At 63.1% G+C, this 20,590-nt stretch carries 20 protein-coding genes; 14 read left to right on the forward strand and 6 right to left on the reverse strand.

The features are described 5' to 3' along the window. Positions 1–25 precede the first annotated feature (25 nt). The 4 genes from A4C63_RS08905 (at position 26) to A4C63_RS08920 (ending at position 5,130) form a co-directional block, all read left to right on the forward strand. Positions 26–1,864, forward strand: a complete 1,839-nt coding sequence (locus A4C63_RS08905; RefSeq protein WP_063912350.1) for a type IV secretory system conjugative DNA transfer family protein — start codon at positions 26–28, stop codon at positions 1,862–1,864. Beyond that, positions 1,861–2,400, forward strand: a complete 540-nt coding sequence (gene traF, locus A4C63_RS08910) for a conjugative transfer signal peptidase TraF (RefSeq protein ID WP_063912351.1) — start codon at positions 1,861–1,863, stop codon at positions 2,398–2,400. The genes A4C63_RS08905 and traF overlap by 4 nt, the downstream gene beginning before the upstream one ends. 287 nt (positions 2,401–2,687) lie before the next feature. After that, positions 2,688–3,407: a carbonic anhydrase gene (locus A4C63_RS08915; protein ID WP_063912352.1), complete on the forward strand. Its 720-nt coding sequence runs from the start codon at positions 2,688–2,690 to the stop codon at positions 3,405–3,407. 190 nt (positions 3,408–3,597) lie between these two features. After that, a complete protein-coding gene (locus A4C63_RS08920) occupies positions 3,598–5,130 on the forward strand; it encodes a SulP family inorganic anion transporter (protein WP_063912353.1) in 1,533 nt (510 codons plus the stop codon). 131 nt (positions 5,131–5,261) lie between these two features. On the opposite strand, the gene A4C63_RS08925 is transcribed toward A4C63_RS08920, so the two are convergent. Further along, positions 5,262–5,903 (reverse strand): hypothetical protein, encoded by a 642-nt coding sequence (locus tag A4C63_RS08925; RefSeq protein ID WP_043935172.1) that lies wholly within the window; start codon positions 5,901–5,903, stop codon positions 5,262–5,264. A 369-nt stretch (positions 5,904–6,272) separates the two neighbouring features. Between A4C63_RS08925 and coxB the strand changes: the two genes are divergently transcribed. The 4 genes from coxB to A4C63_RS08945 are packed head-to-tail and all read left to right on the forward strand — an operon-like array spanning position 6,273 to position 10,514. Next, on the forward strand, positions 6,273–7,400 hold the full coding sequence (gene coxB, locus A4C63_RS08930; protein WP_015268462.1) for a cytochrome c oxidase subunit II: 1,128 nt from the start codon (positions 6,273–6,275) through the stop codon (positions 7,398–7,400). Positions 7,401–7,443: 43 nt separating this feature from the next. After that, on the forward strand, positions 7,444–9,033 hold the full coding sequence (ctaD, locus tag A4C63_RS08935) for a cytochrome c oxidase subunit I (protein WP_063912354.1): 1,590 nt from the start codon (positions 7,444–7,446) through the stop codon (positions 9,031–9,033). A gap of 10 nt (positions 9,034–9,043) precedes the next feature. After that, entirely contained in the window at positions 9,044–9,610 is a 567-nt protein-coding gene (locus A4C63_RS08940) for a cytochrome c oxidase assembly protein (RefSeq protein WP_063912355.1), read from the forward strand. A gap of 16 nt (positions 9,611–9,626) precedes the next feature. Next, positions 9,627–10,514, forward strand: coding sequence for a cytochrome c oxidase subunit 3 (locus A4C63_RS08945; protein ID WP_063912356.1), 888 nt, complete (start codon positions 9,627–9,629; stop codon positions 10,512–10,514). Positions 10,515–10,550: 36 nt separating this feature from the next. Here A4C63_RS08945 and A4C63_RS08950 read toward each other — a convergent pair whose 3' ends face one another. Further along, the gene (locus A4C63_RS08950) at positions 10,551–10,754 is read right to left on the reverse strand and encodes a twin transmembrane helix small protein (protein WP_003258925.1); all 204 of its coding nucleotides are present in this window, start codon (positions 10,752–10,754) and stop codon (positions 10,551–10,553) included. Positions 10,755–10,817: 63 nt separating this feature from the next. Between A4C63_RS08950 and A4C63_RS08955 the strand changes: the two genes are divergently transcribed. The 5 genes from A4C63_RS08955 to A4C63_RS08975 are packed head-to-tail and all read left to right on the forward strand — an operon-like array spanning position 10,818 to position 14,701. Beyond that, the gene (locus A4C63_RS08955; RefSeq protein ID WP_063912357.1) at positions 10,818–11,555 is read left to right on the forward strand and encodes an SURF1 family protein; all 738 of its coding nucleotides are present in this window, start codon (positions 10,818–10,820) and stop codon (positions 11,553–11,555) included. After that, on the forward strand, positions 11,524–12,105 hold the full coding sequence (locus A4C63_RS08960) for a hypothetical protein (RefSeq protein WP_063912358.1): 582 nt from the start codon (positions 11,524–11,526) through the stop codon (positions 12,103–12,105). The genes A4C63_RS08955 and A4C63_RS08960 overlap by 32 nt, the downstream gene beginning before the upstream one ends. 9 nt (positions 12,106–12,114) lie before the next feature. Next, positions 12,115–13,194 carry a heme A synthase gene (locus tag A4C63_RS08965; protein WP_063912359.1) on the forward strand — a complete coding sequence of 360 codons (1,080 nt, stop codon included), beginning with the start codon at positions 12,115–12,117 and terminating at the stop codon, positions 13,192–13,194. Further along, the gene (gene cyoE, locus A4C63_RS08970; RefSeq protein ID WP_063912360.1) at positions 13,179–14,072 is read left to right on the forward strand and encodes a heme o synthase; all 894 of its coding nucleotides are present in this window, start codon (positions 13,179–13,181) and stop codon (positions 14,070–14,072) included. The genes A4C63_RS08965 and cyoE overlap by 16 nt, the downstream gene beginning before the upstream one ends. Then, positions 14,069–14,701, forward strand: coding sequence for an SCO family protein (locus A4C63_RS08975; RefSeq protein WP_063912361.1), 633 nt, complete (start codon positions 14,069–14,071; stop codon positions 14,699–14,701). Before cyoE ends, A4C63_RS08975 begins: the two co-directional genes overlap by 4 nt. A gap of 119 nt (positions 14,702–14,820) precedes the next feature. Here A4C63_RS08975 and A4C63_RS08980 read toward each other — a convergent pair whose 3' ends face one another. The 3 genes from A4C63_RS08980 to A4C63_RS08990 form a co-directional block, all read right to left on the reverse strand. Beyond that, positions 14,821–15,591 (reverse strand): MetQ/NlpA family ABC transporter substrate-binding protein, encoded by a 771-nt coding sequence (locus A4C63_RS08980; protein WP_063912362.1) that lies wholly within the window; start codon positions 15,589–15,591, stop codon positions 14,821–14,823. 64 nt (positions 15,592–15,655) lie between these two features. Further along, positions 15,656–16,327 carry a methionine ABC transporter permease gene (locus tag A4C63_RS08985; RefSeq protein ID WP_063912363.1) on the reverse strand — a complete coding sequence of 224 codons (672 nt, stop codon included), beginning with the start codon at positions 16,325–16,327 and terminating at the stop codon, positions 15,656–15,658. Continuing rightward, a complete protein-coding gene (locus tag A4C63_RS08990) occupies positions 16,327–17,334 on the reverse strand; it encodes a methionine ABC transporter ATP-binding protein (RefSeq protein WP_061305075.1) in 1,008 nt (335 codons plus the stop codon). Before A4C63_RS08990 ends, A4C63_RS08985 begins: the two co-directional genes overlap by 1 nt. 226 nt (positions 17,335–17,560) lie before the next feature. Here A4C63_RS08990 and katE point away from each other — a divergent pair, with 226 nt between their 5' ends. Next, complete coding sequence (katE, locus tag A4C63_RS08995) at positions 17,561–19,696, forward strand: catalase HPII (RefSeq protein ID WP_063912364.1); 2,136 nt, start codon at positions 17,561–17,563, stop codon at positions 19,694–19,696. Between the two features lie 109 nt (positions 19,697–19,805). Here the strand turns inward: katE and A4C63_RS09000 are convergent, their stop codons facing one another. Beyond that, the gene (locus A4C63_RS09000) at positions 19,806–20,513 is read right to left on the reverse strand and encodes a PA5502 family lipoprotein (RefSeq protein ID WP_063912365.1); all 708 of its coding nucleotides are present in this window, start codon (positions 20,511–20,513) and stop codon (positions 19,806–19,808) included. Positions 20,514–20,590 lie beyond the last annotated feature (77 nt).

Genomic DNA, 20,590 nt, shown 5'->3' on the forward strand with positions numbered 1-20,590 from the left:
ACTCCTTCGTTCACGGAGCGAACCCATGAAACACAATAACGCCGTCGGCCCGCAGATCCGCGGTGGCCAGCGTAGCAGCGGCAGTACCTGGCAGTCTTTGCTGGCGATCTTCTTCTTGCTCGCCGGCTTGGCCACTGCCACCCAGTACTTCGCCTATCTGTTCCAGTACCACGCGGCGCTGGGCGCCAATCTCAACGGCGTTTATGCACCGTGGATGATCCTGGTATGGGCCGCCAACTGGTCGGGCCAGTATCAGGACCCGCTGATGCGCGCCGGCTCCCTTGGCATGCTGGTCAGTGGTGTGGGCATGATGGCGGTGATGATCATCCGCCTGATCAACAGCAACAGCGCCAAGGCCAATGCCTTCCTGCACGGTTCGGCGCGTTGGGGCGAGCGCAAGGACATCGAGAGTGCCGGCTTGCTGGCCGACGAGGGTGTGTATGTGGGCGCCTGGCTGGACAAGCGTAACAAGCTGCATTACCTGCGCCACAATGGCCCAGAGCACATTCTTACGTTCGCCCCGACCCGCAGCGGCAAGGGCGTCGGCCTGGTGATTCCGACCTTGTTGTCGTGGAAGCACAGCGCAGTGATTACCGACCTCAAAGGCGAGCTATGGGCGCTGACCGCCGGCTGGCGGCAGAAGCATGCCGGCAACAAGGTGCTGCGCTTCGAGCCGGCCACGGCAAATGGCTGCGTGGGCTGGAACCCGCTGGAGGAAATCCGCCTTGGCACCGAATTCGAGGTGGGTGATGTGCAGAACCTGGCGACGCTGATTGTCGACCCGGATGGCAAGGGCCTCAACGACCACTGGCAAAAAACGTCGCAGGCAATGCTGGTGGGCTGCATCCTGCACCTGTGCTACCGCTCGCTGGATGAGGGAGGCGTGGCCAGTCTGCCAGCCTTGGACGCCATGCTCGCCGACCCATCGCGTCCGATCAACGAGCTGTGGGAGGAAATGACCCACTACGGGCACCTTGGCGGTGAAAACCACCCGCTGGTGGGCTCCGCCGCGCGTGACATGCTTGATCGCCCCGCGGAAGAGGCCGGCTCGGTGCTGTCCACAGCCAAATCGTACCTGTCGCTGTTCCGCGACCCGATCGTGGCGCGCAATGTCGCCCGCTCGGAGTTCAAGATCCGCGACCTGATGAACCACGACGACCCGGTCAGCCTGTTCATCATCACCCAGCCTAACGACAAGGCGCGCCTGCGCCCGTTGGTGCGCATCCTGGTGAACATGATCGTCCGCCTGCTGGCCGACAAGATGGACTTCGAGGACGGCCGGCCCAAGGCCCATTACAAGCACCGCCTGCTGATGATGCTCGATGAGTTCCCGAGCCTGGGCAAGCTCGACATCATGCAGGAGTCGCTGGCCTTTGTGGCCGGCTACGGTATCAAGTGCTACCTGATCATCCAGGACTTGTCGCAGCTGCAGGAGTTCTACGGGCAGAACGAGAGCATCACCTCCAACTGCCATATTCAGAACGCCTACCCGCCGAACCGCGTGGAAACCGCAGAGCACCTGTCCAAGCTCACCGGGCAGACCACCATCATCAAGGAGCAGATCACTACCAGCGGGCGTCGCTCCAGTGCGCTGCTCGGCCAAGTGTCGCGCACCATCCAGGAAGTGCAGCGACCGCTGCTGACCACCGATGAGGCCCTGCGCATGCCCGGCCCGCGCAAGGACAGCCAGGGCAACATCCAGGAAGCCGGCGATATGGTGGTGTATTGTGCTGGCTACCCGGCGTTCTACGGCAAGCAGCCGCTGTACTTCCAGGACCCGATCTTCCTTGCCCGCGCAAAGGTGCCTGCGCCGCGTGAAAGCGACCGAACCATCGACATACGTGGCTCGGCGACGCCGGCATGAGACGTCCGCTGAGCGTGGCCGCGCTGCTGGGCATCCTGGTCTTGCTGCTGTTGCCGCTGGTGTTGCACGGTGGCGCCCGGATCAACGTCACCAGCAGCTTCCCGCCGGGCATTTACTGGGTAATCGACAAGGCGCCGGAGAAAGGCGACCTGGTCATGTTCTGCCCGCCCCCGCAGCCGGTGTTCGACCTGGCCAACGCGCGAGGTTACCTGAGCAGCGGGCCATGCCCAGGGGGATACATGCGCATGATCAAACGCCTGGTAGCAGTTGCGGGGGACGAGGTGCGGATCGCCGCCGAGGGCGTTACTGTCAACGGCGAGCTGCAGCCGCGCAGCCAGCCTTTGTCCAAGGATCCCAGCGGCCGCAGCATGCCGCACCCGGCATTGACGCATTTCCGCCTGGCTGATGGCGAGGTATTGATGCTTTCCGATTACAGCCGGTTGTCGTTCGATGGTCGCTACTTTGGCGCAGTGCCTCGGGTTCAGCTGGATGAGGTGATCAGGCCCTGGCTGGTGTGGGATCGCCAGCCCCGGTAAATGCCGGGGTGTGCTAACCCCAGTACTACTCATTGGAATGAATAATTACACTAATGGTACTTGGCAGCTGATGGTTTTTTGCTATTATCCAGTTCCCGCCTCTTTCATCTGGAACACCCGTTCTAGAGCCTTCGAATTAAGCTTCAGTTAAGTTTTCCTCGCTAGCGTAGGAAATCAGTCCACACCGACTGTGATCTATGGCCCGTGCGTGTCATCTAAATCCCTGCATAGCCAGAATCTTTCACCGGTAAAATGGATTTACCTATACACCGTCAAGAGGATGAATCATGCCCATCAAGGACCCATCCAAGGTCGTACCGCAGGTCCCCGCGGAGAGCGCCGATGCCGCCCTTAAGCACATCGTCGACGGCTTCCTGCGTTTTCACCATGACGTTTTCCCCGAGCAGCAAGAGCTGTTCAAGAAGCTCGCCACCGCGCAAACACCGCGTGCCATGTTCATCACCTGCGCCGACTCGCGCATCGTTCCCGAGCTGATCACCCAGAGTTCGCCTGGCGACCTGTTCGTGACCCGTAACGTCGGTAACGTTGTACCGCCTTATGGCCAGATGAACGGCGGCGTTTCCAGCGCCATCGAGTACGCGGTACTGGCGTTGAAAGTGCATCACATCATCGTCTGCGGCCACTCCGACTGCGGCGCCATGCGCGCGGTACTCAACCCGCAATCGCTGACCAAGATGCCGACCGTATCCGCCTGGTTGCGCCACGCCGAAGTGGCCCGTACCGTGGTCGAGAACAACTGCTCGTGCGGCAGCGAACACGAAACGATGCAAGTGCTGACCAAGGAAAACGTCATCGCCCAGCTGCATCACCTGCGCACCCACCCTTCGGTGGCTTCGCGCCTGGCCGCCGGTGAGCTGTTCATCCATGGCTGGGTCTACGACATCGAGACCAGCAAGATCGAAGCCTACGACGCCGCCAGCGATAGCTTCCTGCCCCTGGCCGCCGGCGAGCCGGTCCCCTGCGCTACTCCGAGAGGCCGCTACTAAGCGACCCATCCGCCCGCTGAAACCTTGATAGCCGGCTGCACCCCGTAGGGTGTGGCGCGGCCTTCGGCTGCCTTGAATTCCCTGACTGCCTGCCGGCACGCCCGCTGGCGGCCCGCGCCTGCGCGCTCGTCAGGGGCCAACGTGCCCACGGCCAGGGGAATGGCTGTGTGACAGAGAAAGGAGAAACACGGTGAACATTACACAGTTGAAAACGGCCCTGCCGCGTGAGTTGCTGGCGTCGGTGGTGGTCTTCCTGGTTGCCCTGCCGTTGTGCATGGGCATTGCGATCGCCTCGGGCATGCCGCCAGCCAAGGGCCTGATTACCGGCATTATCGGCGGCATTGTCGTGGGCTTCCTCGCCGGTTCGCCGCTGCAGGTCAGCGGCCCTGCAGCGGGCCTGGCGGTACTGGTGTTCGAGCTGGTGCGCCAGCATGGCATGGCCATGCTCGGGCCGATCCTGCTGCTGGCCGGCTTGCTGCAATTGCTGGCTGGGCGCTTGCGCCTGGGCTGCTGGTTCCGGGTTACCGCGCCGGCGGTTGTGTACGGCATGCTGGCCGGGATTGGCGTGCTGATCGTGCTGTCGCAGGTGCATGTGATGTTCGACACCGCGCCGCAGCCTTCCGGCATGCAGAACCTGCTGGAGTTCCCGGCGACGGTGGCCGCAGCCCTGCCACAGGAAAACGCCGGCTCCGGCTGGGTGGCCGGTGCGCTGGGCCTGGGCACCATCGCCATCATGTGGGGCTGGGAGCGCCTGCGGCCGCAGCGGCTGCGCTTCGTCCCGGGTGCCCTGCTGGGCGTGTCGGCCATGACGGCGATCAGTATGTGGCTGGCCTTGCCGGTGAACCGCGTACAGGTGCCGGCCGACCTGTCCGAGGCCATCGACTGGATCCGCCCTGGTGACCTGATGCAACTGGCCGACCCTACCCTGCTGGTTGCCGCGTTTGCCCTGGCCTTCATCGCCAGTGCCGAAACCTTGTTGTCGGCTGCAGCGGTTGACCGCATGCACAGTGGCCAGCGTTCGGACTTCGACCGTGAGCTGTCGGCCCAGGGCATCGGCAACATGCTGTGCGGGGTGTTGGGCGCGTTGCCGATGACCGGGGTGATCGTGCGTAGCTCGGCCAACGTGCAGGCGGGTGCACAGACCCGGGCTTCGGCAATCTTCCATGGCCTTTGGTTGCTGGCATTCGTGGTGGCGCTGAGCAGCGTGCTGCAGCAGATCCCGGTGGCGAGCCTGGCGGGTGTGCTGGTGTTTACCGGGGTCAAGCTGGTGGATTTCAAGGCGTTTCGCGGGCTGGGCCGCTATGGCCGCATGCCGATGTTCACCTACGCGGCGACGGCGCTGGCGATCATCTTTACCGACCTGCTGACCGGCGTGCTGCTGGGCTTTGCCCTGACCTTGCTGAAACTGGCGCTCAAGGCGGCGCGGCTGAAGATCAACCTGGTCAGCCTGGAGAAGGCCGGGCACATGGAATTACGGCTTAGTGGTGCTGCCACCTTCCTCAAGGTGCCGGCGCTGACCCAGGTGCTGGATAGCGTGCCGGCGGGGACCACGCTGCATGTGCCGCTGGGTAACCTGAGCTATATCGACCACTCGTGCCTTGAGCTGCTGGAGGACTGGGGCCGCAGCAATTCGGCCAATGGGTCGCGGTTGCTGATCGAGCAGCGGCGCCTGAAGCGGCGGATCGAGGGGCGGATGCGGACTACGGCAGGGGTTGGGGCCTAGAGCCGGAATCTTTGCTGCATGAGCCGGCCCTTTCGCGGGCACGCCCGCTCCCACAGGTAATCCACAGTCAGCAAGGCTTGTGATTTCCCTGTGGGAGCGGGCGTGCCCGCGAAGAGGCCGGGACAGGAGTATCAGGCCGGCTGGCCCAGCTCCACACCCAACTGCCGCGACAGGCACGGCCAGCGCTTCCACGCCGCACCGGTTTCCGGGCTGCTCAGTTTCTCGCGGTAGGCCTCCACCGACTCCACCGCGAAGCTTTCGTCATTCAACATTTCGTCCACCGAATGGTGCACCACTTCATCCAGCTGGTTGGCAAAGGTCTCGCCAATCAACTGGTGGGCAATCAGGTTGGCGACGGTGGTGTCGACCGGGATCAGCGGCTGCTGGAAGTGACGGATGTACAGGTCGTTCACCTCTTCCACCAGACGGTGCGCCAGGTAGGCCTCATCCAGCAGGCAGTCCAGGCCCACATGCCCTTGCATCACACTGGGTGGCTGCAGGAAGTAGGCTTCGGCAATTTTCAGTACAGGTTTGATCTGCGATTCGATCCCGGCCTCGCGGGCAACCTCGTGGGCAGCCTCCAGCAGTTCCGGAACCTGGTCGATATAGGCGCTGACGAAGCGCGCCAAAGTACCCTGGGCGTCCTGCTCAGGCAGTTGGATCGAGGGGTGCAGGTGGGGCAGTTGCAGCTCGAGACGCTTTTTCAGTTGGCCGGTCTGGCCTTCGTGTTGATGGGCTTGGCTTACCTGCTCGCGTACAGCAGCGATGTTCATGACAACTCCAGGGACATTACGTTTCAAACGGAAGACACTAAATTAGCTCGGTATACAGAATACCTAAGACGCATTTGTTATAAGCCGCGCAAACGTGTGCATGCTCAGGTATATCGAAACGCCATTATTGTGCCATGCCGTGTCAAGCGCGCGGTTTTCAGGCCCTTCAGCCATTTCATCGAGTTCATTTCACGGGCTTCGTTGCGTGCCGTTGGTCGCTGTCTATACTCCCGGTGAACGTGATTCGTTGATGAGGCCCGACTGCTTTTAGCAGGGGCTCGGTCGTCGAAGCCAGGCAGTCTTGACCTCCGTTCCCTCTTGCCGCAGGCCACGCCTCCGGGACTACAAGAACGAGAAGGGGAACCCGCAATGATGCGACATCCACATGTCTGGATGGGCCTCCTGTTGTGGTCGGTTTTTGGTCAGGCCAACGCCGCCTGGACCGTGAACATGCACCCGGGGGCGACGGAAGTCTCCAACGCCGTCTTCGACCTGCACATGACCATTTTCTGGATCTGCGTGATCATCGGTATCGTGGTGTTCGGTGCGATGTTCTGGTCGATGGTCATCCACCGCCGCTCCACCGGCCAGCAGGCTGCGCATTTTCACGAGCACACCTGGGTGGAAATCCTCTGGACCGTGGTCCCTTTCCTGATCCTGGTGGCCATGGCCATCCCGGCTACCAAGACCCTGATCGACATCTACGATGCCAGCGAGTCGGACATCGATATCCAGGTTACCGGCTACCAGTGGAAGTGGCACTACAAATACCTGGGCCAGGACGTAGAGTTCTTCAGCAACCTGGCCACCCCCACCGAACAGATCCATAACAAGGCACCCAAGGACGAGCACTACCTGCTCGAAGTCGACCAGCCGCTGGTGCTGCCGGTAGGCGCCAAGGTGCGCTTCCTGGTGACCGCTGCCGACGTCATCCACTCCTGGTGGGTGCCGGCCTTCGCGGTCAAGCGTGATGCCATCCCCGGCTTCGTCAACGAAGCCTGGACCCGTATCGAGAAGCCCGGCATCTACCGCGGCCAGTGCACCGAGCTGTGCGGCAAGGACCACGGCTTCATGCCGGTGGTGGTCGAGGTCAAGTCCAAGGCCGACTACGACACCTGGCTGGGCGAGCGCAAGGCTGAAGCTGCCAAGCTCAAGGAGCTGACCAGCAAGGAATGGACCCTGGAAGAACTGGTGGAACGTGGTGACAAGGTCTACCACACCACCTGCGTAGCCTGTCACCAGGCCGAAGGCCAGGGCCTGCCGCCGATGTTCCCGGCGCTCAAGGGCTCGAAGATCGCCACCGGGCCGAAGGAAGCCCACCTGGGTATCGTCTTCCACGGCAAGCCCGGCACCGCCATGGCCGCGTTCGGCAAGCAGCTCTCGGAAGTCGATATCGCCGCCGTGGTTACCTACGAGCGCAACGCCTGGGGCAACAACAAGGGTGACATGGTCACGCCGAAGGACGTGCTGGCGCTGAAACAGGCAGAAGCGCAATGAACCGGGTTACTCGCGGCAATCAATGGATTGCAGGAGACAGGACATGAGTGCAGTGATCGACGACCACGCCCACGGCCATGAGCATGCACACGGCCCGGCCAAGGGACTGATGCGCTGGGTGCTGACCACCAACCACAAGGACATCGGCACGATGTACCTGTGGTTCAGCTTCATGATGTTCCTGCTCGGCGGCTCGTTCGCCATGGTGATCCGCGCCGAGCTGTTCCAGCCCGGCCTGCAGATCGTCCAGCCAGAGTTCTTCAACCAGATGACCACCATGCACGGCCTGATCATGGTGTTCGGCGCGGTGATGCCGGCCTTCGTCGGCCTGGCCAACTGGATGATCCCGCTGATGATCGGCGCGCCCGACATGGCCCTGCCGCGGATGAACAACTTCAGCTTCTGGCTGCTGCCGGCGGCTTTCCTGCTGCTGGTCTCGACCCTGTTCAGCCCGGGCGGCGGGCCCAACTTCGGCTGGACCTTCTATGCCCCGCTGTCCACCACCTACGCGCCGGCCAGCGTCACCTTCTTCATCTTTGCCATTCACCTGATGGGCATCAGCTCGATCATGGGCGCGATCAACGTGATCGCCACCATCCTCAACCTGCGCGCCCCGGGCATGACCCTGATGAAGATGCCGCTGTTCGTCTGGACCTGGCTGATTACCGCGTTCCTGCTGATTGCGGTGATGCCGGTGCTGGCCGGCGTGGTGACCATGATGCTGATGGACATCCACTTCGGCACCAGCTTCTTCAGTGCCGCCGGCGGCGGTGACCCGGTGCTGTTCCAGCATGTGTTCTGGTTCTTCGGCCACCCCGAGGTGTACATCATGATCCTGCCGGCCTTCGGCGCGGTCAGCTCGATCATCCCGGCGTTCTCGCGCAAACCACTGTTCGGCTATACCTCGATGGTGTACGCCACCGGCGCCATCGCCTTCCTGTCGTTCATCGTCTGGGCCCACCACATGTTCGTGGTCGGTATCCCGGTGGTCGGCGAGCTGTTCTTCATGTACGCCACCATGCTGATCGCCGTGCCTACCGGGGTGAAGGTGTTCAACTGGGTCAGCACCATGTGGGAAGGCTCGCTGACCTTCGAGACGCCGATGCTGTTCGCCATCGCCTTCGTCATCCTGTTCACCATCGGCGGTTTCAGCGGGCTGATGCTGGCGATCGCCCCGGCGGACTTCCAGTACCACGACACCTACTTCGTGGTGGCGCACTTCCACTATGTGCTGGTGCCTGGGGCGATCTTCGGCATCTTCGCCTCGGCCTACTACTGGCTGCCGAAATGGACCGGCCACATGTACGACGAAACCCTCGGCAAGCTGCACTTCTGGCTATCGTTCGTCGGCATGAACATGGCCTTCTTCCCCATGCACTTCGTGGGGTTGGCCGGCATGCCACGGCGGATTCCCGACTACAACCTGCAGTTCGCCGACTTCAACATGATGTCGTCGATCGGCGCGTTCATGTTCGGCGCCACGCAGATCTTCTTCCTGTTCATCGTCATCAAGTGTATTCGTGGCGGCGCGCCGGCACCGGCCAAGCCCTGGGATGGCGCCGAGGGCCTGGAGTGGTCGATCCCTTCGCCTGCGCCGTATCACACCTTCCAGACGCCACCGGAAGTGAAATAGGAACCGTGCCATGAACGGCCTTTCGCTGAAGCGCCTGGTGTTGCGCCTGCTGATGCTGACGGTGGTGATGTTCGCCTTCGGCTTTGCGCTGGTGCCTATCTATGACGTGATGTGCAAGGCCTTCGGCATCAACGGCAAGACCGGTGGGCAGTATGAAGGCAGCCAGATCAGCGACCCCACGCGGTCGGTGCGGGTGCAGTTCATGTCGACCAATGCCAGCGACATGGTCTGGGACTTCTACTCCACCGCCGATCAGTTGGAGGTCAACCCGGGGGCGGTGAACCAGATGATCTTCATCGCTCACAACCCGACCGACCGGCCGATGAGTGCGCAAGCCATCCCCAGCATCACCCCGGCCGAGGCCGCGGCGTACTTCCACAAGACCGAGTGCTTCTGCTTTACCCAGCAGGTGCTGCAGCCCGGCGAACGCATCGAGATGCCGGTGCGCTTCATCGTCGACCGCGACCTGCCGGCCAGCGTGAAGCACCTGACACTGGCCTACACCTTGTTCGACATCACCGCTCGCCACCCGCCGGTCGCGCATGTCGCGGCCCAGGACGTCCAGGGCGCCCGTTAAGGGAAGGAGAACAGCAATGGCAAGTCATGAGCACTACTACGTCCCGGCGCAGAGCAAGTGGCCGATCATCGCCACCATCGGCATGTTCATCACGATGTTCGGCCTGGGCACCTGGTTCAACGACATGAAGGCCGGCCACCCCGGGTCGCACGGGCCGCTGATCTTCTTCATCGGCGCGTTGTTCCTGGCCTACATGCTGTTCGGCTGGTTCGGTTCGGTGGTACGGGAGAGCCGCGCGGGGCTGTACAGCCCGCAGCTGGACCGCTCGTTCCGCTGGGGCATGAGCTGGTTCATCTTCTCCGAGGTGATGTTCTTCCTGGCCTTCTTCGGTGCGTTGTTCTACGTGCGCGTGCTGGCCGGGCCATGGCTGGGCGGTGAAGGGGCCAAGGGTGTTGCGCACATGTTGTGGCCGACCTTCGAATTCACCTGGCCGCTGCTGCACACGCCCGACCCGAAACTGTTCCCGCCGCCCAAGGAAGTGATCGACCCGTGGCACCTGCCGCTGATCAACACCATCTTGCTGGTGAGTTCCAGCGTGACTATCACCATCGCCCACCATGCCCTGCGCCGTGACCACCGTGGCCCGCTGAAGTTCTGGATGGCGCTGACCATCATCCTGGGCGCCAGCTTCATCGCGTTGCAGGCCTACGAGTACCACGAGGCCTATACCAAGCTGGGGTTGACCCTGGGATCGGGGATCTATGGCGCGACGTTCTTCATGCTAACCGGCTTCCACGGCGCCCACGTTACCTTGGGCACGATCATCCTGATCGTGATGTTCGTGCGCATTTTGCGCGGGCACTTCAACCCGGAGAAACACTTTGGTTTCGAGGCAGCCAGTTGGTACTGGCATTTCGTCGATGTGGTGTGGGTGGGATTGTTCATCTTTGTCTATGTGTTGTGAATAAAGAACCCGCTCCCACAGGGGTAGGTGAGAACTTCAGAAGGGGGCGTGCGAGACGAGCTGACCGCTGATGAAGCCCCAGGCCACCAGGCCGATGGTCAGGGCCGCCAGGGTCACCCGCACGGTCAGCGCTTTCAGCAAACGGGTCGAGTTTTCATCGTCCTTGACCAGAAACACCAGGCCACTGAACAGGCTGGCAATCGTGGCCAACAGCATCAGGACAATCGCGGCCTTGAGCATGGCGATACTCCGGGGGGATGCGGTGATGTGGATAAGTATAGCGATCGGCCCGGCGAGGCTCCGATGAGGCCGTTTCGTCCGGGCTGGGTACCAACCCTGGTGGTGCTTGCGCTGCTGCCGGGGTTGATCGCGCTTGGCTGCTGGCAACTCGGCCGTGCCGAGGAAAAGCGCGTGCTGCTGGCCGCCTATGCCGAGCGGCGGATCGAAGCGCCCTTGGCCACGGCCCAGCTGACCGCGAACCAGGACAATGCCTTCCGCCGCGTGCATCTCCATGGCCGCTTCGACGCCGGGCACAGCCTGTTGCTGGACAACCGCATGCGCGATGGCCAGGCCGGTGTCGAGCTGCTGCAACCCTTCCACGACCAGGCTAGCGGCCTGTGGCTGTTGGTCAACCGCGGCTGGCTACCCTGGCCGGATCGCCGCGTGCCTGTGCATTTCGATACCCCTGCCCAGGCGTTGGCGCTGGATGCCTCGGTATATGTCGCGCCTGGCAGCACATTCCAGTTGCATCCCGACCCTGCAGGCGGCCAGTGGCCGCACCTGCTGACCGCCGTGGATGCCGCCCAGCTATGGCAACAGCTCGATCGCGAAGGCTTCGCCCATGAGCTGCGCCTGGAGCCCGGCCCGGCGACCTATCGCCTGGACTGGCCGGTCGTTGCCATGGGCCCGGAAAAACACCTGGGCTACGCCGTGCAATGGTTCGCCCTGGCAACCACTTTGGTACTGCTCTACCTCTACTTCGGCTGGCACCACGACAAGGAGAAACGCCATGGCCACCGCCACTCCACTGGAAGTGCCTGAACGTAGCAAACCCAGAGCCCGCGGGCGTTTGCAGCTTGTCCTGATCCTGCTGGTGGTGCTCGGGCCGATGGTCCTGGCCACCAGCATGTACAAGCTCAAGTTCTGGGTGCCGGAAGGCCGCAGCTACCACGGCGCCATGATCGGCAACGGTGAAAGCCGCGCCGATCTCGGCGTGGCAGGCCAGGACGAGCACTGGCAGCTGCTGGTGAGCGCGCCCGAGGTGTGTGCCGAGGACTGCCAGCGCCTGGTGTACCTGGCCCGGCAGATCCAGGTTGGTCTGGGCCGCGATGCCAGCCGTGCCAGCCATGCGCTGGCGACCGCCCAGCCGCTGAGCGCCGACTACCAGGCGCTGATTGGCCGCGAGTACCCGCAGCTGCAACGCTACCCGCTGGATGCGCAACGCTACCTGCAGCAGGTCGGTGAGGCCGGCCCGCAGCTGTGGATCGTCGACCCGCACGGCAACCTGGTGCTGCGTTACGACGCCAAGGTCAACGGCAAGCATGTGCTGGACGACCTGCGCCACCTGCTCAAGCTGTCCAATATTGGCTAGGAGCCTGCCATGGCCAGACCCGGATTCCGCCTTGCTGTGTTCGCCACCCTGCTGGCACTGCTGGTCGTCCTGCTTGGTGCCTACACCCGCCTGACCCACGCCGGCCTCGGCTGCCCCGACTGGCCGGGTTGCTACGGCTTCATCAGCGTGCCCAAGAGCGAAGCGCAGCTGGCCCATGCCGAGCTGCATTTCCCCGAGCACCCGGTGGAAGCCGCCAAGGGCTGGGCCGAGATGGTCCACCGCTACTTCGCCGGCACCCTGGCGATGGTAATTGCCCTGCTCGCCGTGCAGGCGCTGCGCCGGCATGCCCGCGATGGCCAGCCTTATCGCCTGCCCATGCTGTTGCTGGGCGTGGTGCTGGCCCAGGCAGCCTTTGGCATGTGGACGGTCACCCTCAAGCTGTGGCCGCAGGTGGTCACCGCGCATCTACTCGGTGGCTTCACTACCCTGAGCCTGTTGTTCCTGTTGTCCCTGCGTCTGTCCAGGGCCTTTGCGCCCTTGCCCAAGCTGCCATTGAGCCTGCGCCGGATCGCCGCGCTGGCCTTGCTGGTGGTGATCGGCCAGATCGTCCTGGGCGGCTGGGTCAGTGCCAACTACGCGGCCGTCGCCTGCATTGACCTGCCCACCTGCCACGGCCAGTGGTGGCCGGCGGCGGACTTCAGCAACGGTTTCCACCTGACCCAGCACGTCGGGCCCAACTACCTGGGCGGGCAGCTGGACAGTGATGCGCGCACGGCCATCCACATCAGCCACCGCCTGGGCGCATTGCTGGTGACTTGCGTGCTGCTGATGCTCAGCTGGAAGCTGCACCGCTGTGGCCTCCCTGGCCTGGCGCGGCTGGTGCTGCTGGCGCTGCTGGTGCAAGTCGGCCTGGGCATCAGCAATGTGCTGCTGCACCTGCCGCTGGCCGTGGCCGTGGCGCACAACGCGGGCGGGGCGCTGTTGTTGCTGAGCATGGTGCTGGTGAACTACCGCATCCGCGTGGTCGACAAGGTTCGCGTGGGTATCGGCCATGGCTGGCGCCTGCGGCCTGTGGCTGGCGTGGGTATCTCCCACCATATGAGGAATGATTCGTGGCGACGCTTCTGAGCGCACGACGGGCCAGTTGGCGCGACTACCTGGAACTGACCAAGCCCAAGGTGGTGGTGCTGATGCTGATCACCTCGCTGGCGGGCATGTTCCTGGCCACCCGTGCAGGTGTCAGCTGGAGCGTGCTGCTGTTCGGCAACCTGGGCATTGGCTTATGTGCGGGCGGCGCGGCGGTGGTCAACCATGTGGTGGACCGACGCATCGATGCACTGATGGCGCGTACCCACAAGCGGCCCCTGGCCCAAGGCCGGGTCGAGCCGCTGCCGGCGCTGCTGTTCGCCTTGGCGCTGGCGTTGCTGGGCATGGCTCTGCTGCTGGTGTTCACCAACGCCCTCACCGCCTGGCTGACGCTGGCTTCCCTGCTCGGCTATGCGGTGCTCTATACTGGCTTTCTCAAGCGTGCCACGCCGCAGAACATCGTCATCGGTGGCCTGGCCGGCGCCGCCCCGCCGTTGCTGGGCTGGGTGGCGGTCAGTGGCCATGTCAGCGCCGAGCCCCTGCTGCTGGTGCTGATCATCTTCGCCTGGACCCCGCCACACTTCTGGGCCTTGGCCATTCACCGCAAGGAGGAATACGCCAAGGCCGATATCCCCATGCTGCCGGTGACCCACGGCGAGCGCTACACCAAGCTGCATATCCTGCTGTACACCCTGGTATTGCTGGCGGTGAGCCTGCTGCCCTACGCCATCCACATGAGCGGCCCGCTGTACCTGGCCTGCGCCCTGGTGCTGGGCCTGCGCTTCCTGCAATGGGCCTGGGTGTTGTACCGTGGCAGCCGGCCGCACGCGGCGATCGGTACCTTCAAGTACTCTATCGGGTATCTGTTCGCGCTGTTCATCGCATTGCTCCTCGACCACTACCTGTTGCTGAACCTATGACCCGAACCCAGAAAACCGTCTTCATCCTCGTTGCCCTGGTCGCGTTGATCCTGGGCCTGACCGTCAACAAGGTGCTCAATGGCCGCGACCAGCCCAACCCCACCGAGCTGATCGATGCCGGCATCATCCTGCTGCCGCAGAGCCGTACCGTGGCTGACGTGACCATGACCAACCAGGACGGCCAGCCGGTGCAGCTGGATGACCTGAAGGGCAAATGGTCGCTGCTGTTCTTCGGCTACACCTTCTGCCCGGACATCTGCCCGACCACCCTGGCCCAGCTGCGCCAGGTGAAGAGCGAGCTGCCCAAGGAGGCCGTCGACCGGCTGCAGGTGGTGCTGGTGAGCGTAGACCCGAACCGCGACACGCCGAACCAGCTGAAGCAGTACCTGGGTTATTTCGACAAGGATTTCGTCGGGGTGGCGGGATCGGTCGAGGATACCCAGAAGCTGGCCAATGCCTTGAGCATTCCGTTCATTCCGGCCGATACCAGCAAGCCGGGGTATACCGTGGATCACAGCGGCAACCTGGCGGTTGTGGGGCCGGATGGGCGTCAGCGCGGGTTCATTCGGGCGCCGTTCAACAACCAGAAGCTGGTGGCGCAGTTGCCCGGGCTTGTGAAGCGGGATTGAGTTAACCCCAAAAGCTTCGCGGGTAAACCCGCTCCCACAGGTACAGCGTAGGCCGTGAGCCTTGCGCTATCCCTGTGGGAGCGGGTTTACCCGCGAAGAGTCCAGCGCGATGTGACGGCTTAGAACGCCGGCACCACAGCGCCTTTGTACTTCTCGACGATGAACTGCTTCACCTCAGGCGAGTGCAGTGCAGCGGCCAGCTTCTTCATCGCGTCCGAGTCCTTGTTGTCCGGGCGGGCAACCAGAATGTTCACGTAAGGCGAGTCGCTGCCTTCGATGACCAGGGCGTCTTTCTCCGGGTTCAGCTTGGCTTCCAGCGCGTAGTTGGTGTTGATCAGGGCTGCATCGACCTGGGTCAGCACGCGTGGAATGGTGGCTGCTTCCAGCTCACGGAACTTCAGGCTTTTCGGGTTCTCGGCAACATCCTTCACGGTGGCCAGGATGTTCTTGTTGTCCTTGAGCTTGATCACGCCGGCCTTGTCCAGCAGCAGCAGCGCGCGGCCGCCGTTGGTGGCGTCGTTGGGGATGACCACGGTGGCGCCGGAGGACAGCTCGTCCAGCTTCTTGATCTTGGTCGAGTACACGCCCAGCGGCTCGATGTGCACGCCGGCCACGCTCACCAGGTTGGTGCCCTTGGCCTTGTTGAACTCATCCAGGTACGGCTGGTGCTGGAAGAAGTTGGCGTCCAGGCGCTTTTCGGCAACCTGCACGTTCGGCTGGATGTAGTCGGTGAATTCCTTGACCTTCAGCTCCACGCCCTCTTTCGCCAGTGCAGGTTTGACGAAGTTGAGGATTTCGGCGTGCGGCACCGGGGTGGCGGCGACAGTCAGCGATTCGGCGTGGGCCGAGAAGGCCGCGACAGCGGCGACAACAGCAAGCAGCTTCTTCATTGATCACTCCTTGTGAGGGCCGCGACGGCCCCCGAACGGGTCGGCCGGGCCGACCCCATTGGGGTTACTTACGGGAAAAATGCACGACCAGTTTGTCGCCCACGCTCTGCAGGACTTGAACCAGTACCAGCAACAGCACCACGGTGACGACCATCACGTCGGTCTGGAAACGCTGGTAGCCGAAGCGGATGGCCAGGTCGCCCAGGCCGCCGGCACCGACCACACCGGCCATGGCGGTGTACGACACCAGGGTGATGGCGGTCACGGTAATGGCCGCGAAGATGCCCGGGCGGGCTTCTGGCAGCAGCGCGTTGGTGATGATCTGGCGGGTGGTGGCGCCCATCGACTGGGTGGCTTCGATGATGCCTCGGTCCACTTCACGCAGGGCGGTTTCCACCAGGCGCGCGAAGAACGGCGTGGCGCCCACCACCAGTGGCGGAATGGCGCCGGCGACGCCCAGCGAAGTGCCGGTGATCAGCACGGTGATCGGGATCATCACGATCAGCAGGATGATGAACGGCAGCGAGCGCAGGACGTTGACGATCAGCGACAGCAGCGCGTAGACGCCCTTTTGCTCGAACATCTGCCGCGGCCCGCAGAGGAACAGCAGCACGCCCAGGGGCAGGCCCAGCAGCACGGTGAAGAACAGCGAGCCGAACAGCATGATCATGGTATCGACGCTGGCCAGCCAGATTTCGGCCCAGTCGACGTTGGCGAAGAAATTCAGGGCGTCCATCAACGCAGTACCTCCATATGTACGTCAGCTGCCTTGAAGCGGGCGAACGCCGCTTCCATGTCACCGCCGATCAGGGCGAGAGTGAGCTGGCCATAGGGGACATCCTTGATGCGGTCGATACGCCCGGCGAGGATGCTGTAGTCCACACCGGTTTCGCGGGCCACGGTGCCCAGCAGCGGCGCGTAGGTGGCGTCGCCCTGGAAGGTCAGGCGCACGATACGGCCTGGTACGTGGGCGAAGTCGTCACGCTGCTCGCCTTCGTCGACCTGCTCGTCTTCCTGGACGAAGCGCTTGGTGGTGGGGTGCTGCGGGTGCAGGAACACCTCGGCCACCGAGCCTTGCTCGACGATCTGGCCCGCGTCCATCACTGCCACGCGGTCGCAGACCCGGCGGATCACGTCCATTTCGTGGGTGATCAGCACGATGGTCAGTTTCAGCTCACGGTTGATCTCGGCCAGCAATTGCAGGACCGAGGCCGTGGTTTGCGGGTCGAGGGCGCTGGTGGCCTCGTCGCACAGCAGGATCTTAGGGTTGGTGGACAGGGCGCGGGCGATGCCTACGCGCTGCTTCTGGCCGCCGGACAGTTGCGCCGGGTATTTTTTGGCATGGTCGGAAAGGCCGACACGGGCCAGCAACTCGGTCACGCGCTTGTCGATTTCGCTGCGCGACAGCTCGCCGGCCAGGGTCAGTGGCAGGGCGACGTTGTCGGCGACGGTCTTGGAGGCCAGCAGGTTGAAGTGCTGGAAAATCATCCCGACCTGCTGGCGGAAGCCGCGCAGCTGGCTGGCGTTGAACGCGGTAACGTCTTCGCCATCGACGATGATCTTGCCGCCGGAGGGCTCTTCCAGGCGGTTGATCAGGCGCAGCATGGTGCTCTTGCCGGCGCCGGAATGGCCGATAAGGCCGAACACCTGGCCATCTTCGATGGTCAGGCTGGTCGGATTCAGTGCGGGGATTTCCCTACCGGCGACGCGGTAGGTCTTGTGTACCTGTTGGAACTCGATCACGTAGCGAACCTTGTGGGGCGCATGGAATTTGGGTCAGCGGTTAGCTGGGGTCGCGTATTTTAGCCTTTTCCCATAGCTGTTCTTAGCATTTATTTCGTAATGCACCAATCCTTCGGGCATATCGCGACAACCGGTAATTCTGATTGAACGCTTGGCAAAGCCTCCCAGTCACTACTTGCACGAGCCCGAAACGGGTACGCCTGAAGACTGACGAGGAAAGCCGACCATGCCCAGCAAGAACACGGACGCGCCGAAGCACAGTGAAGCCGCCGGCACCCAGACCCCTGATCGGGCCAACACCAATGCCAAGCTTCAGAGCCTGGAAACCTTTCGCAGCGATGCCACCGGCCAGGCCTTGCGCACCAACCAGGGAGTGAAAATCGCCGATAACCAGAACAGCCTCAAGGCCGGTGCCCGCGGGCCGTCGCTGCTCGAAGATTTCATCATGCGCGAGAAAATCACCCACTTTGACCATGAGCGCATCCCGGAGCGTATCGTCCATGCCCGCGGGACCGGGGCGCATGGCTACTTCCAGAGCTACGGCTGCCATGCCGAGCTGACCAAGGCCGGTTTCCTGCAGGACCCTGAGAAGATGACCCCGGTGTTCGTGCGTTTTTCCACGGTACAGGGGCCGCGGGGCTCGGGCGACACAGTACGCGACGTGCGCGGCTTCGCCGTCAAATTCTATACCGATGAGGGCAATTTTGACCTGGTTGGCAACAACATGCCGGTGTTCTTCATCCAGGACGCTATCAAGTTCCCGGACTTTGTGCACGCGGTCAAACCCGAGCCGCACAACGAGATACCCACCGGCGGCTCGGCTCACGACACCTTCTGGGACTTCGTTTCGCTGGTGCCGGAATCGGCACACATGGTGATGTGGGCCATGTCCGACCGCGCCATCCCGCGCAGCCTGCGGATGATGGAGGGCTTTGGCGTGCACACCTTCCGCCTGATCAACGCTGAGGGCGTGGCCAGTTTCGTCAAGTTCCACTGGAAGCCGCGCCAGGGTGTGCATTCGTTGCTGTGGGATGAAGCGCAGAAACTGGCGGGCAAGGACACCGACTACCACCGCCGCGACCTGTGGGAAGCCATCGAGACCGGCGACTACCCGGAATGGGAGCTGGGCGTGCAGGTCGTGCCCGAGGCTGACGAGCACAAGTACGACTTCGACCTGCTCGACCCGACCAAGATCATCCCCGAAGAGCTGGTGCCGGTGACGCCGCTGGGCAAGATGGTGCTCAACCGCAACCCGGACAACTTCTTTGCCGAAACCGAGCAGGTGGCCTTCTGCCCGGGACATATCGTGCCGGGCATCGATTTCACCAACGACCCGCTGCTGCAGGGCCGGCTGTTCTCCTACACCGACACGCAGATCAGCCGGCTGGGCGGGCCGAACTTCCATGAACTCCCGATCAACCGGCCGGTGGCGCCGAACCACAGCAGCCAGCGCGATGCCATGCACCGCATGACCATCGACAAGGGGCGGGCTTCGTACGAGCCCAATTCCATCGATGGCGGATGGCCGAAGGAAACGCCACCTGCTGCACAGGATGGCGGCTTCGAGAGCTATCAGGAGCGCATCGATGCGTACAAGATCCGCCAGCGCAGCGAGTCGTTCGGCGATCACTTCTCGCAGGCGCGGTTGTTCTTCCAGAGCATGAGCCCGACCGAGCAGCAGCATATCATCAAGGCCTACAGCTTCGAGCTGGGAAAGGTGGAGCGGGAAGCCATCCGCGAGCGGGAGGTGAACGAGATCCTGGCAAACATCGACCTGAAGCTGGCCGCAGCGGTGGCCGCGAATCTTGGGCTGCCGGCACCGAAGCAGGGAGCGGTTCAGGTAAAAGGCAGCAAACCTGCGCAGTCAAAGGCGTTGAGCCAGATGAGCCACCCCGGGAACGTGGGGGTCAAGGGGCGCAAGATTGCGCTGTTGGTAGCCGACGGTGTCGATGCTGCGAGCGTCGACAGGCTGGTGAAGGCGCTTGAGGCCGAGAGTGCACGGCCGATGCTGCTGGGGCCGACTTCGGCACCGGTAGTGACGGTGGATGGCAAACAACTGCCGGTGGATGCGTCCATGGAGGGGATGCCATCGATCATGTTCGATGGGATGGTCGTGCCTGGGGGCAAGGCTTCGACCGATGCGCTGGCGGCCAGCGGGTTGGCCAAGCACTTCCTGTTGGAGGGCTACAAGCACCTGAAGGCGATGGTGTTGACCAAAGAGCTTTTGGGCAGCTTGGGGCTGAAAGAAGACAAAGGGTTGCTGCTGGGAGATGAGCAGAAGACCGTGGATGCCTTCGTCAAAGCGGTAGAAGGGCATCGGGTATGGGAGCGGGAGGCGGCTGCGGAGGCTGTGCCGGCCTAAGGGGCTGCTTTGCAGCCCATCGCGACACAAAGCCGCTCCTACAGTAGATCGCATTCCCTTGTAGGAGCGGCCTTGTGTCGCGAAAGGGGCGCGCAGCGCCCTCAGATGCTTAACGCTGATGCGGAACCAGAACTACCTGCGCCGGCAGCGACCGCTGAATCTCATGCTTCTGCTTCAGCTCGAACTTGCTGTCGATCTTGCGCACGCGCTTCTCCAGCAAGGTCTTCAGCCAAGGCGCATCCTCGGTGCGCGGCACCTGGAACACCACGTCGCACTGATAGCTCACCACATCGGCGGCAATGTCATCCAGCTGGCGGCGCATGGCGCGGCTGTCGGTGGTCTTCAAGGCCACCACGGTGCTCGGTGCTGCCGGGTCGATGATGCGTGCCTTGGGCTTGGCCTCGGCCGCTTTCAACGCCGCTTCTGCCTTCTCCAGCTCGGCCTTGCGCGCCTGGGTCACGGCATCGCCACCGGTTACCGCCGGGGCCTGCGGCATCAGCGCGCGGGCACGGGCCAGGGCCGTGGCTGCAGCGTTCACATCACCCTTTTGCAGGAAGATCTGGCTGCGTTGCAGGTAGGCTTCGGCGAGCTGGCGCTGGTAGTGTTCCAGGCGCGCATCATCGGGCGCCTGGGCTTGCAGGGCTGCCAGCTGGTCTTCGGCGGTGGCCAGCTCGTTGCTGGCGATGTTCTGTTGCAACTGCTGCCAGGCATCGGCTTGGGCAGGTGCGGTGGCCTGTTCGACCGGCGCGCTGGAACACGCGGCCAGGAACAGGGAAAACGCGGCAACAAGCAGATAACGGGAGGCGAACGGCTTCATTCCTGCGACTCTCTATTTGCGCAAAAAGCGAGCAAGTCTACACCCAGGTGCGCACGCTCGAAAACAAGTCTTACAGA

It is taken from the genome of Pseudomonas sp. p21 (assembly GCF_001642705.1).
GTDB lineage: Bacteria > Pseudomonadota > Gammaproteobacteria > Pseudomonadales > Pseudomonadaceae > Aquipseudomonas.